Annotated in this window: 12 protein-coding genes; 8 read left to right on the forward strand and 4 right to left on the reverse strand. The window is 74.4% G+C overall.

Annotated elements, in window-relative coordinates:
• The first annotated feature begins 5 nt into the window (after positions 1 to 5).
• The 4 genes from ACFVGO_RS23960 (at position 6) to ACFVGO_RS23975 (ending at position 5,455) form a co-directional block, all read left to right on the forward strand.
• Positions 6 to 659, forward strand: coding sequence for a VTT domain-containing protein (locus ACFVGO_RS23960; RefSeq protein ID WP_359910387.1), 654 nt, complete (start codon positions 6 to 8; stop codon positions 657 to 659).
• A 236-nt stretch (positions 660 to 895) separates the two neighbouring features.
• A complete protein-coding gene (locus tag ACFVGO_RS23965; protein WP_359910390.1) occupies positions 896 to 2,638 on the forward strand; it encodes a threonine/serine exporter family protein in 1,743 nt (580 codons plus the stop codon).
• 133 nt (positions 2,639 to 2,771) lie between these two features.
• The gene (locus tag ACFVGO_RS23970) at positions 2,772 to 3,845 is read left to right on the forward strand and encodes a hypothetical protein (protein ID WP_359910393.1); all 1,074 of its coding nucleotides are present in this window, start codon (positions 2,772 to 2,774) and stop codon (positions 3,843 to 3,845) included.
• A 332-nt stretch (positions 3,846 to 4,177) separates the two neighbouring features.
• Positions 4,178 to 5,455 carry a C40 family peptidase gene (locus ACFVGO_RS23975; RefSeq protein WP_359910396.1) on the forward strand — a complete coding sequence of 426 codons (1,278 nt, stop codon included), beginning with the start codon at positions 4,178 to 4,180 and terminating at the stop codon, positions 5,453 to 5,455.
• Positions 5,456 to 5,632: 177 nt separating this feature from the next.
• Here the strand turns inward: ACFVGO_RS23975 and ACFVGO_RS23980 are convergent, their stop codons facing one another.
• Positions 5,633 to 5,956, reverse strand: coding sequence for a hypothetical protein (locus ACFVGO_RS23980; RefSeq protein ID WP_359910399.1), 324 nt, complete (start codon positions 5,954 to 5,956; stop codon positions 5,633 to 5,635).
• A 124-nt stretch (positions 5,957 to 6,080) separates the two neighbouring features.
• Here ACFVGO_RS23980 and ACFVGO_RS23985 point away from each other — a divergent pair, with 124 nt between their 5' ends.
• Positions 6,081 to 6,602, forward strand: a complete 522-nt coding sequence (locus tag ACFVGO_RS23985; RefSeq protein WP_380633919.1) for a GNAT family N-acetyltransferase — start codon at positions 6,081 to 6,083, stop codon at positions 6,600 to 6,602.
• A 40-nt stretch (positions 6,603 to 6,642) separates the two neighbouring features.
• On the forward strand, positions 6,643 to 7,923 hold the full coding sequence (locus ACFVGO_RS23990; protein WP_380633921.1) for a GNAT family N-acetyltransferase: 1,281 nt from the start codon (positions 6,643 to 6,645) through the stop codon (positions 7,921 to 7,923).
• A gap of 61 nt (positions 7,924 to 7,984) precedes the next feature.
• Here ACFVGO_RS23990 and ACFVGO_RS23995 read toward each other — a convergent pair whose 3' ends face one another.
• Positions 7,985 to 8,803, reverse strand: coding sequence for a TetR family transcriptional regulator (locus tag ACFVGO_RS23995; protein WP_380355401.1), 819 nt, complete (start codon positions 8,801 to 8,803; stop codon positions 7,985 to 7,987).
• A gap of 180 nt (positions 8,804 to 8,983) precedes the next feature.
• On the opposite strand from ACFVGO_RS23995, the gene ACFVGO_RS24000 reads away from it, so the two are divergent.
• Entirely contained in the window at positions 8,984 to 9,565 is a 582-nt protein-coding gene (locus tag ACFVGO_RS24000; RefSeq protein ID WP_359910408.1) for a GNAT family N-acetyltransferase, read from the forward strand.
• Positions 9,566 to 9,636: 71 nt separating this feature from the next.
• Here ACFVGO_RS24000 and ACFVGO_RS24005 read toward each other — a convergent pair whose 3' ends face one another.
• Positions 9,637 to 10,116: a macro domain-containing protein gene (locus ACFVGO_RS24005; RefSeq protein ID WP_359910411.1), complete on the reverse strand. Its 480-nt coding sequence runs from the start codon at positions 10,114 to 10,116 to the stop codon at positions 9,637 to 9,639.
• Between the two features lie 9 nt (positions 10,117 to 10,125).
• On the reverse strand, positions 10,126 to 11,460 hold the full coding sequence (locus tag ACFVGO_RS24010) for an MFS transporter (RefSeq protein WP_380355393.1): 1,335 nt from the start codon (positions 11,458 to 11,460) through the stop codon (positions 10,126 to 10,128).
• A gap of 114 nt (positions 11,461 to 11,574) precedes the next feature.
• Between ACFVGO_RS24010 and ACFVGO_RS24015 the strand changes: the two genes are divergently transcribed.
• The coding region (locus ACFVGO_RS24015) for a LysR family transcriptional regulator (RefSeq protein ID WP_380633924.1) at positions 11,575 to 12,212 on the forward strand (638 nt) is incomplete at its 3' end.

Here is a 12,212-nt window from a genome sequence, read left to right on the forward strand (position 1 = left end):
GCACCGTGACCAGCCTCGCCCTCGGCCCGTCCTGGCTCGATCCGACCACCCTGATCTCCACCTTCGGCCTGATCGGCATCCTGGCCATCGTCTTCGCCGAGTCCGGTCTGCTGATCGGCTTCTTCCTGCCGGGTGACTCGCTGCTGTTCACCACCGGCCTGCTGGTGGCCGGCGGCACCTACCTGCACCAGCCGCTCTGGCTGGTCTGCGCGCTGATCGTGGTCGCTGCGGTGGCCGGGGACCAGGTCGGCTACCTCTTCGGCCGCAAGGTCGGCCCGAGCCTCTTCCGCCGTCCCGACTCCCGGGTCTTCAAGCAGGAGAACGTCGAGAAGGCCGCCGCCTTCTTCGACCGGCACGGCCCCAAGGCGATCGTGCTGGCCCGCTTCGTGCCGATCGTGCGCACCTTCACCCCGATCGTCGCCGGGGTGAGCAGGATGAACTACCGCGGCTTCGTGGTGTTCAACCTGGTCGGTGGCGTGCTGTGGGGCGGCGGCGTCACCGTGCTCGGCTACTTCCTGGGGCAGATCCCGTTCGTCCGGGACAACATCGAGGCCATCCTGGTCGGCATCGTGCTGGTCTCGGTGATCCCGGTGGCGATCGAGCTGCTGCGGGCGCGCCGCTCCGGCGCGGCGTCCGCCACCCGCCACCGCGCCGGGTAGGCGTCCGCCACCCGCCACCGCGCCGGGTAGGCGCCCGCCGCTCCGGCCACGGGACGCCGCGTACATGTGCGTCCGGCTGTTCGATCAGGCAAGGTGTAACCCGAGATCGAGCGGTGGCCGGAGGCCGCCAGGGGTGGCGAGGAGCGGAAGTGCCTAAGCGGGGCCGACCGGGTACGGGCAAGCGGGCGAGGGGGGGCAGGGCGGTCCGACAGGCGCGGCAGGCACCCCCGAAGCCGGTGCACCCCGCCGACGCCCCGCCCACCGAGGGCCTGCTCGGCTACCCCGCCCCGCCGGTCGAGCCCACCACCGTCGTCCCGCTCGCCCTGCCCGTTCCGGAGACCAAGGGCCTGCTGGCCCCCGAGCCCGAGCCCGAGCCGGTACCCGAGTCGGTACCCGGGCCGGCGGTCCGCGCCGCGACCGGACGGGCCGAGACCGAGCGCCCGGTCCGTCGCCGTTCGGTCGCCGAGGACACCCTCACCCCCGAGGAGTGGCGGGCGGCCGGCTACACCCCGCCCACCGGCATCCCGGTCCCGGACCTCACCGCCGGCGCCCCCGGCGAGGCGCCCTGGCCGGACCGGATGCGCACCCTGCTGCGCACCCCGATGTCCGAGCGGCCCGCCTTCGAGCGCACCGCCCGCGAAATGCACCCCTCCGCGTCCGTCACCCGCAACGTCCCGCGCATCCTCGACCTGACGCTGCGCATCGGCGAGCTGCTGCTGGCCAGCGGCGAGGCGGCCGAGGACGTCGAGGCGGCGATGCTCGGCATCGCGCACGCCTACCGGCTGGACCGCTGCGAGCCGCAGGTCACCTTCACCCTGATCGGCATCTCGTACCAGCCCTCGCTGGTCGAGCCGCCGGTCACCGCCGACCGCGTGGTGCGCCGCCGGACCTCCGACTACACCCGGCTCGACGCGGTGTACGCGCTGGTCGCGGACATCACCGCGGAGAACGTGACGGTCAACGACGCCTACCGCCGGCTCGCGCTGATCCGCCGCAACCGGCACCCGTACCCCGCCTGGTTCCTCGCCCTGACCACCGGCCTGCTGGCCGGCGCGGCGACCTTCCTGGTCGGCGGGCGGGTGGACGACAAGGCCTGGCTGGTGTTCGCGAGCGCCTTCGTCGCGGCCGTCCTCGGCGACCGGCTGGCCTCCGCGCTGGCCCGGCGCCGGCTGCCGGAGTTCTACCAGTTCGTGGCGGCCGCGATGCCGGCCGCCGCCTCCGGCATCATCCTCTCGCTGAACGACTGGGGCCTGCGCGGCTCGGTCGTGATCACCGGTGGCCTGTTCGCCCTGCTGCCCGGGCGCGCCCTGGTCGCCGCCGTGCAGGACGGCCTGACCGGCTTCTACATCACCGCCGCGGCCCGCCTGCTGGAAGTGATCTACCTGGTCGCGGGCATCGTGATCGGGGTGATGGTGATCCTCTACCTGGGCGTCGGCTTCGAGGCGAACCTGCGCCCGGACGAGAGCCTGGTGGGCGTCAACTACCCGCCGGTCCAGATGGTCGCCGCGATGCTGCTGACCCTGGCCTTCGCGACGCTGCTCCAGACCGACCGCCGCACGCTGGCCCTGGTCACCGTCAACAGCGGCATCGGCTGGGCCAGCTACGGTGCGCTGGTGTACAACGCGGGCGTCAACCCGATCGCGGCGACCGGCGTGGCGGCCGGGCTGGTCGGCCTCTTCGGCCAGCTGATGGCGCGCTACCGCAACGGGTCGGCGCTGCCGTACGTGACCGCCGCGATCGGTCCGCTGATGCCCGGTTCGGCGCTCTACCTCGGGATGCTGGCCTTCGCCCAGGGGCACTCCAGCGCCGGCCTGGTGTCGGTCTTCCGGGCGGCGGCGATCGCGATGGCGCTGGCGGTCGGGGTGAACCTGGGCGGGGAGATCGCCCGGCTGTTCCTGAAACTGCCGGTCGGCGCCGAGCGCCCGTCGCTCTACCCGGTCGTGCCGCGCCGGGCGGCCAAGCGCACTCGAGGGTTCTGACCGGACGTCGGGCCGGTGCCGGGCCGGTGCCGGGGCGATGCGGTCCCCGGTCCCCGGTCCCCGGGCCCCGGCCCCGGCCCCCGGGCCACGTCACGGCAGGCAGGACGCAGGACCAGGAACGAAGGTAAGACCCATGACGACACTGCTGGACGGCTACCGCGAGCACATCGTCGCCGCGCACAAGCAACCGCTGTTCCTGCTGCTGGTCGGATTCATCACCTCTTTCGTCTTCATCCGGTTCAGCGTCCGGATGATCCGCGCCCAGGTGCGCTGGTGGCCGGGCAACGTGACCCCGGGCGGCCTGCACATCCACCACATGGTGTTCGGCCTGGGCTTCCTGCTGCTCGGCGGCATCGGGGTGTTCGCCACCTACGGCGGGCACCCGTGGATCGACGTGTTCGGTCTGGCCTTCGGCATCGGCTGCGGTCTGGTGCTGGACGAGTTCGCGCTGATCCTGCACCTGGACGACGTGTACTGGAGCGAACAGGGCCGCAAATCGGTGGACGCGGTGATCTTCGGCATCCTGTTCACCTCCCTGCTGCTGGTCGGGTACGTGCCGCTCGGCGTGGTGCCCGGCGAGGAGACCAGGTGGGGCCTGATCACGATCATCTCGGTGAACTCGCTGGCCTCGGTGATCACCCTGCTCAAGGGCAAGGTGTGGACCGGCCTGCTCGGGATCATGGTCCCCGGCCTGTCCTGGATCGGGGCGATCCGGCTGGCCCGCCCGAGCAGCCCGTGGGCCCGCTGGCGGTACTCCACGCGCCCCCGCCGCCGGGCGCGTGCGCTGCGGCGCGAGCGCCTGCTGCACCGGCGCGCGGACCGGGCCCGCACCTGGCTTTTCGACCTGATCGCCGGCGCCCCCGACAAGGTGCCCGCCAACCACCCGGCGGCGCACCGGGTGGCCGAGCGGATGGCCGCCCGGGCCAGCGCCCACCTCGACGCGCACGCCGCCCGGGCGCTGGCCCGCCGTCAGGCCCGGCTGGCCGACCGCCGTTCGGCGGCCGCCGCCGGGACGGCCCGGGGCGCGGCGGACCCGGCGCTCGGGTCGGCCGAGGCCGGTCCGGACCGCTCCCGCCTGGCGCAGCAGCGCCGTCGTACCGTCCGGGCCGGGCGCAGCCGGGTCTTCGCGGTGGGGCCGACCGGGCTGGAGAGCCGGCCGGAGCGGCACCACCGGCTGCGCACCCACACCCGTCGGATCGGCCGGTAGCCCGGCCCTGCGCGCGGGTCCCGGTCCGTTCCCCGTCCGGTTCGCCGTCCGTTTCCCCGTCCGGTTTCCTGCCCGTTTCCTGCCCGGTTTCCCGCCCGCCCCGCTGTCCGGCCGGAGCCGAGGTTTGGTCAGATCATCCGATGGTCACCCGACCGGCGGAGCACTTTCCGGGTGTGAAGGCCGCCGGAATTGAGAACATGAGCGTCATGTGACCGTTCTGTCACGTGATGGGATGATTCATCGGATCCCCGCCGACCCCCGGGCCACCGACCGCCCGTACGCCGCGCGCCGTCCGACGCCGTCCCCTCCGGACCCGTCAGAAGGGATGTCGCGTGGCGCGCAGGATCCTGCCGACCCTCCTGTTGTCCCTCACCGCCCTGCTCGGGCTGCTCCCCGCCGCCCAGGCCGCCCCGGCCGACCCCGAACCGACGGCCGGCCGGGCCGTGGGCGAGGACCCGTACCCGACCACCGAGGAGATCGACCGGGCCCGGGCCGAGGCCGAGGGCAAGGCCTCCTCGGCCGCCGACCTGGAGGCCGCGCTCACCGCCGCCCGCACCGAGCTCGACCGCGCCGGGCGCACCGCCGAACAGGCCGTCGAGGCCTACAACGGCGCCCGGCTCGCCCTCACCCGGGCCCGCGCCGAGGAGGCCGCCGCCGCGCAGCGCGCCGCCGACGCCGAGACCGAGCGGGCGGCCGCCGCCGAGGACGCGGCCCGGCTCGCGGCCGAGACGTACCGGCAGGGCGCGGGTGCCGAACTGTCCGCCCTCAACGCCCTGCTCGGCGCCCACGGTGCGCGCGACGCGGGCGACCGCGCCGCCGCGGTCGGCCAGGTCAGCGAGCGCACCCGGCAGATCCTGGACGCCGCCACCTCCACCGCGGCCGCCGCCCGCGGCGCCTCCGCCGCCGCCCGGGCCGCCACCGAGGCCGCCGGGAAGGCCGCCGCCGAGGTCGGCGCGGCCAAGGCCGGGGCGGAGCAGCGGCTGGCCGCCCAGCAGGACGAGGTGGCCGCCGCCGGGCGGCGCCGAGAGCAACTGCTGGCCGAGTTGGCCGCCGCCCGGAACACCACCGTCGAGCTGGAGCGCCGGCGCCGCGAGGCCCTGGAGGAGATCGCCGCCCGCGAGGCCGAGGCCGCCGCCCGCGCCGCCGCCGAGCAGGCCGCCCGGGAGGCCGAGGCAGCGGCGGCGGCAGCGGCCGCCGCGGCCACCAGGGCCCACCCCGCACCGCCCCCCGCCCGCCCGTGGTCCGCCGAGGGCGCGGCCGCCGCCATCGCCTTCGCCAAGTCCAAGATCGGCCTGCCCTACGTCTGGGGCGGCGAGGGCCCGGGCGGCTACGACTGCTCCGGGCTGACGATGATGGCCTGGCGCGAGGGCGGCCGGCAGCTCAACCACTTCGCCGCCGACCAGTACGCCCAGAGCACCCCGATCGGCTACCGCCAGCTGCGCCCCGGCGACCTGGTCTTCTGGACCGACACCGGGCGCGCCGCCGACATCCACCACGTCGGGCTCTACATCGGCGACGACCAGATGATCGAGGCCCCGCGGGTCGGCATGCCGGTCAAGCAGGCCAGCCTCTGGATCATGGGGACCCCGGACTTCTACGCCCGCCCCTGACGCCCGGGCCGGCGGGTGCCGGTCAGCACCTCGACGGGTGCGACCGGCCCCGCCCCCTCGGCGGCGGCCACGAGGACCGGGTCGAGCGCGCCCAGGGCGTCCCCCGGAGCCGGGTCGGCGCGAGGTACTCGGCACCGAGGGCGTCCGGGAGGCCGAGCCGGCCGCCGCCCCACCGGGCTACCGGCCGGCCACGGCGGCCACCGCCCGGCGGCTGTCGCGCAGCCGCACCACTGTCCAGCCCCAGAGCGCGGCGACCGGGAGCGACACGAGGAAGACGGCGAACGCGCCGCCGACCCGGCCGATCATCTCGGAGTCGCAGACCTCGGCCAGGTGGAAGCCGGTCGGCTGGTAGAAGGCCGGTGAGCCGCACAGCCCGTTGCCCGGAGCGAGGACCAGCCAGAGCGCCCAGAGCCAGCCGGCCACGGTCAGCCCGCCGACCAGCTTCGCCGTCAGCGCCCGGCCCTCGTACTCCTTCAGCCTGCGGACGTACTCGTCCTCCATGGTTCCCCCCGAAGCGGATCGTCTGTACCTGAACCGGCACGAGGATGCCAGGCGGGCCCGCCCGGACGCCACTGTCGGTGGGGCGCGCTAGCGTGACCGCGCGGACCGGCACTGAGGAGGCGTCGTGCGACTGCGGGATGTTCGGGCGGGGGACGTGGAGGCGTACGTCCGGATGCGCTGCGACCCGGTGATGATGGCCGAACTCGGCGGCCCGCTGCCCCGGGCGCGGGTGGAGGAGCGGCTGCGCAGGGACCTGGCCCTGGTGGCCGGGGACAGCTCCTGGATCAGGATGATCGTGCCGGACGGCGCGCAGGACGGAGAGGCGGCGGGCACCGTCACGCTCTGGTCGGACCAGGAGGACGGCGAGAGCGTCTCCGAGATCGGCTGGATGGTGCTGCCCGAGCACCAGGGGCGCGGCCTGGCCAAGGCGGCGGTCCGCAGGGTGCTGGACGCCGCCGCCGAGGACGGCCGCTGGGGCGAGGTGCACGCCAACCCGGGGACCACCAACGGAGCGTCCAACGGGATCTGCCGGGCGCTCGGATTCCGGCTGGTCGGCGAGCGGGACCTGGACTTCGCGGACCGCGTCCTGCGCACCAACCACTGGGTGGTGGTGCCCGGCGAGCACCACGGGTCGGGCACGGAATAATTCGGATGCCACCCCCGGAGGGCCGCCGTACGGTGGCCCCATGGGCAACAGCATCGATCACACGGACGTCGACAGCGTGAGCGGGCTCCAGGTCCGGGCCGTCTCGGTGGACGAGGTGGCGGAGTGGAACCGGGCGCTCAACTTCGGCTTCCTGCGCCCCCACGTGGCCGTCGCGGAGGACCTGCGCCGCCGGCAGTGGGAGCCGGGCCGGATGCTGGCCGGCTTCGACGGCGAGCGCCAGATCGCCACCTTCCGCAGCTTCGACACCGAACTGACCGTCCCCGGCGGGTCCGTCGTCCAGGCCGACGCCGTCACCAACGTCACGGTGAGCTCCACCCACCGCCGGCGCGGCCTGCTCAGCGCGATGATGCGCCGGGACCTCGCGGCCGCGGCCGAGCGCGGCTGCGCGGTCGCCGCCCTGATGGCCGCCGAGTACAACATCTACGGCCGGTTCGGCTTCGGTCCGGCCACCCACGGCAGCGGCTGGAGGATCGACCTGCGCCGCACCCGCGGTCTGCGCGAGGGCCTGCTGGGCGTTCCCGGCGGCCGGATCGACTTCGTGACCATGGCGGAGCTGCGCGAGCTGGGCGCGGACCTGTACGAGCGCTGGCGGCGCACCCAGCCGGGCGCGATCGAGCGCGACGCGCTCTGGTGGGAGCGCACCAGCGGCGAAGTCCGCACGTCCGGCGACGACTTCAAGGAGCCGTTCGCCGCCGTCCACCGGGATGCCGCCGGCACGGTCACCGGCCTGGTGCTCTACCGGATCGACCCCAAGTGGGACGGCGCCTACCCCGACGGCACGCTCTCCGTGGACGAGTTCATCGCCCTCGACCTGCCCACCGCCGTCGAACTCTGGCGCCTGGTGCTGTCGGTGGACTGGGTGGCCCGGGTCGAGGTGCGCAACCTCGGCCCGGACGACCCGCTGCCGCTGCTGCTCCAGGACCCGCGCGCGGCCACCCCGCACGAGGACAACGGCGACCTCGTCTGGGTGCGAGTGCTGGACGTCGAGGCCGCGTTCGGCGCCCGCAGCTACGGCGCCCCCGGCCGGGTGGTGCTGGAGGTCGACGACAAGCTGGGCTACGCCTCCGGCCGTTGGGCGCTGGAGACGGCCGAGGACGGCACCGGCCGCTGCACCCGGACCACGGACGACGCCGACCTCGCGCTCGGCGCCTCGGAGTTGGGCTCTCTCTACCTGGGCGCGGAGACGGCGTCGAGGCTGGCCGCGGCCGCCCTGGTCGCCGAGCTGCGCCCGGGGGCGGCGGCCGCCGCGGACCTGCTGCTGCGCACCCCGGTGCGGGCCTGGACGCCGACCGAGTTCTGAGCCCGTTCCAGCACCGGAGGCCGGCCCGTTCGCGGGCCGGCCTCCGGTGCTGCCGCGGGCGCTACTTGACGGCCGTCTTGCCGATGGTGGGCAGGATGAAGTCCTGGATCAGGCCCTTGGCGTCGCGGACGATCGGCCGGAACACCCGGTAGCGCGAGAGGTTGATCACCCGGGCCGCCATGGGGGTGGACCGGCGGACGAACTCCCGCGTCCGCTCGGTGTCCTCGGTCCGGTCGAAGACCCAGTAGAGGACCACGATCATCAGGTACAGCCAGAGCACGTCGGGCAGGAGCTCGACCAGTTCGGCGTCCAGTTTGGGCGCCAGCTCCGAGCCCTGGAGGACGTCGCGGAACAGCTCGACCGCCGTCGCCCGGGCCGGGTGGGAATCGTTGGAGAACGGGCTCAGCGAGCTGGTCGGGTCGGCAGCCGTCCGGAAGAACTGCGCGGCGAACTCGTGGTACGGCGCGGCCGTGTCGAGCCAGGAGGTCAGTGCGATCTCCAGCCGCTCGGAGAAGTCCCGGGTGTGGGACATCCGGCGCTTGGCGTCGGCCGCGTGCTCGTAGGTCATCCGGTCGTAGAACCCCTGGATCAGGAATTCCTTCGCCGAGAAGTAGTAGTACGCGTTGCCCACCGAGACGCCGGCCTCGGTGGCGATGGCGCGCATGGTGGTCTTCTCGTAGCCCCGTTCCTGGAACAGCCGCATGGCGGTCTCCAGGATCAGGGCACGGGTCGCCTCACTCTTGTCGGTCTTGGGCCGGGCCCGGCCGCCGGGCAGTGCTCCGCCCTCCGGCCCGGTCCCGCTCCCCGGGTCGGGCGCGGCCGGAGCCCCGGCCGTGCCGTTCTCGCCGTCCGTTCGGTTCGTCGCTGCCAGGTCGTCCACGAGCACGAGCCTAGCCGGAGACGACGTTCCATCCGGTGTCGGTGTTCGTGGCACCGGATGCCCCCTCCGCATCCGGTGCCACGGCGACCCCCCTCATTTCGAACGCGTTCAAAAGCTGAGCGGTACTGTAGACGTATCGGTTGAACATGTTCAACTCCATCTCTGTGGGAGGCTGGTCACATGATCAGTTCAGGACGGACCGTCATCCGGCGCGGCGGAGTACAGGACGCCGACTCCATCGCCGAGTTGCACGCCCACAGCTGGCGCACCGCCTACCGGGGGATCGTCCCCGAGGCGGGACTGGGCGACGGGATGGTCACCCAGCGACGCGAACTGTGGGCACTGCGCCTGGACACCGACTGCGCCGACTACGGCGGGCCGGAGAACACGCCCGAACTGCTGGTCGCCGAACGAGCGGGCGCGATGGTCGGATTCATCTACCTCGTCCCGCAGCCGGACGGCGGAGTGATGATCGACAACCTGCACGTCCGCCCCGGCCTGAACGGCGGCGGCATCGGGCGCGAGCTGCTGATCGCGGCCCGCACCCATGTCGCCGAGCGGCACCCCGGGGCCGGACTCTCCCTGGAGGTGCTGCGGGACAACACTCGCGCGATCGCCTTCTACGAGCGCGAGGGCGCAGAGCGGGTCCGGGCGCAGGAGGGCGAGTTCCCCGGAGGGTTCCTGCTGCCCGAGTACGTGTACGCCTGGCCGGCCGCGCGCGTGGCGGTCGGGTCCGAGCGGGCGGAGCCGGCGGACAGGTAGGAACCGGTCGACGGAACGCTGGAGAGGCGGAGAGCCGGATCGGTGGAAGGGGAGGGCCTGCTGGCAGGCCGTCAGTCGACGTCGTAGACGGTCACCGGGACGCCCCGGGCCGTCAGCCGGGCGGTGACCAGCGGTTCGACCCGGTCCCACCGCCCGCCCGCCAGGCCGCAGCCGATCCGCGGCATGTGGACGGAGGCACCGAGCCGGAGCGCGTGCTCACCGAGCGCGGCCAGTCCGGTGTCGATCGCCTCGTACCGCACCGGCACCCCGGTCGAGCGCCCCGTGCGGATGCCGCGCTGGCCGACCAGGTTGGCCACCCAGACGTGCGGATCGACCGCCACCAGCTGGACGGCGCCCAGGCCGAAGTCGTTCTTCGCCCGCTCCCTGTGCCAGCGCCGGTACGCGGCCTCGGGTTCGGGCCAGCGTCTGGAGAGCGCGAGCACGAAGCCCTTGCCCCAGCCGCCGAGGTCGTTGCAGACGTGCGCGATCACCTTCACGCCCTTGCCCTGGGGCGTGGTGGCATCGCCTCGGACGTACGTGATTTCCCCCATGCCTCGACGTTAGAGGGTGGGACTGACAATCTGCTCGGCATTTTCCGGCGCCCCGCCCGCCGCCCCGCCCGGCACTCCACCCGGCGCCCCCTCGGGCGGTGCGGCCGCCGCCGCCCCGCGCGTCGTCAGGTGCCGGCGCCCCGCCAGGGCGATCAGCAGCGCGAGCCCGGCGGCCGCGGCGGGCAGGAGGTAGCCGGTGCCCGGAGCGGCCCGCTCCGCGACCGTCCCGGCGAGCGCCGCCCCGGCCGAGATGCCGATCACGATGCCGGACACCGCCATCGCCATGCCCTCGTTGAACTGCCGCTGCGGCAGCAGCTCCTGGACCAGCGTCATCCCGGTCACCATGGTCGGCGCGGTGGCGGTGCCGGCCGCGAACAGGGCCGTCCCGAGCAGCCCGAGCCCGGTCCCGCCCAGCCCGGCGGCGAGCGGCAGCAGCAGCACCGAGGCCATCGCGGTGGCGCCGAGCAGGAACCGCGTGCCCGGTGCCCGGCGCGGGGTCAGCAGCCCGAACAGCAGCCCCGCGACGCAGGAACCGGCCGCGAACAGGGCCAGCAGCAGTCCGGCGGAGGCCTTGTGGCCGAGCGCGTCGGCGTACGCCACGGTGGTGATCTCGGTCGCGCCGAAGACCGTGCCGGTCGCCAGGAAGGTCAGCACCAGCACCCGCAGCCCGGGCACCCGCAGCGGGGAGCCGTGCCGCGGTCCGGCCGGTTCCCGCCCCTGCGCCGGGGCGGGGGGCAGCGGGGGTTCGGTGCGCCGCTGGGCGGCGAACAGCAGGGCGCCGGCGGCGCCGAGGGTCCCGGCGGTGATCAGTCCGGCCTCCGGGGCGAGCGTGGTGCAGAGCAGCATGGCGAGCACCGGGCCGGCCATGAAGCAGAGTTCGTCCAGGGCCTGTTCGAAGGAGTTGGCCAGGTGCCGGGCGGCCGGGTCGTCCCGGTACAGGTGCGCCCAGCGGGAGCGGGCCATGCCGCCGAGGTTGGGTGCCGCCGAGCCGGCCGCGGAGCAGAGGAGGAGCGTCCAGTCGGGTGCGCCGAGCCGGACGCAGAGCAGCAGCCCGGTCAGTGGAACGGCGTTGTACAGCGCGGCCGGTACCGTCACCCGCGCCTGCCCGTACCGGTCCACCAGCCGTCCGATCAGCGGCATCCCGACCGCGCCGGCGGCCAGTCCGGCCGCCGAGACGGCCCCGGCCAGCCCGTACGAGCCGCGCCGCTCGGAGAGCAGCACCACCAGGGCGACGCCGTTCATCGACAGCGCCAGCCGGCCGAGCAGCCCGGTCAGGGTGAAGGCGACGGCACCGGGGGCCGCGAACAGCCGCCGGTAGGAGGTGAGGACGGCGCGCGGGGGCATCGGGCTCCTGTGAGCAGGGGGAAGGGGGGTGCTCACAGCCTGGTGCCGGTGGCGGGCGGCCGTCCAACACCTGTTTCGCCGCACTCACAACACGCTGTTGTTAATCTGCCGCCCATGCCCCGTGACCTGCACCCCCGCCTGCTCCGCGGCTTCGTCGCGACCGCCGAGACCCTGCACTTCGGCCGGGCCGCGGAGCGGCTGCACACCGCCCAGCAGGCACTCAGCCGGGACGTCCGGACCCTGGAGGGGCAGCTCGGCGAAGCACTGTTCACCCGCACCACCCGCAGCGTAGAACTCACCCCGGCCGGAAGGCGGTTGCTGCCCCGGGCGCGCGGGTTCCTCGCCCTGCACGACGAGATCCTCGCCGAGGCCGCGGCCGGATCCGGGGCCGCCGCCCGGCCGCTGCTGCTCGACCTCAACAGTGACGTCACCGGCCCGGACCTCACCGCCGACCGGGTGCTCGAACGGGCCCGGGCCGCCTGGCCGGAGGGCGAACTGCTGGCCCGCTTCCACGGCGGACTGGCCGCGGCGGCCGCCGAACTGCTGGCCCACCGGCTGGACGCCTCCTTCGGCCGCTTCGCCGGGCTGCCCGCCCCGGTGCGCGGTCGACTCGTCCAGCTGCCGGTGCGGTTGGAGCGGATCTCGGTGATGATGGCGGACACCCATCCGCTGGCCGACCGCTCCGTGCTGCGCCCGGCCGAGCTGGCGGGGCACCCCGTCGACGTCTGCGCGGGCAACCCGGCGACCACCGC

The sequence above is a fragment of the Kitasatospora sp. NPDC057738 genome, assembly GCF_042798815.1.
In the GTDB taxonomy this organism is placed as follows: domain Bacteria; phylum Actinomycetota; class Actinomycetes; order Streptomycetales; family Streptomycetaceae; genus Kitasatospora; species Kitasatospora lactacystinica.

Coding starts and splice junctions, on each gene's coding strand:
- ACFVGO_RS23970 (WP_359910393.1), top strand. CDS start 2,772: ATGACGACACTGCTGGACGGCTACCGCGAGCACATCGTCGCCGCGCAC.
- ACFVGO_RS23980 (WP_359910399.1), bottom strand. CDS start 5,956: ATGGAGGACGAGTACGTCCGCAGGCTGAAGGAGTACGAGGGCCGGGCG.
- ACFVGO_RS23990 (WP_380633921.1), top strand. CDS start 6,643: ATGGGCAACAGCATCGATCACACGGACGTCGACAGCGTGAGCGGGCTC.
- ACFVGO_RS24000 (WP_359910408.1), top strand. CDS start 8,984: ATGATCAGTTCAGGACGGACCGTCATCCGGCGCGGCGGAGTACAGGAC.
- ACFVGO_RS24005 (WP_359910411.1), bottom strand. CDS start 10,116: ATGGGGGAAATCACGTACGTCCGAGGCGATGCCACCACGCCCCAGGGC.
- ACFVGO_RS24010 (WP_380355393.1), bottom strand. CDS start 11,460: ATGCCCCCGCGCGCCGTCCTCACCTCCTACCGGCGGCTGTTCGCGGCC.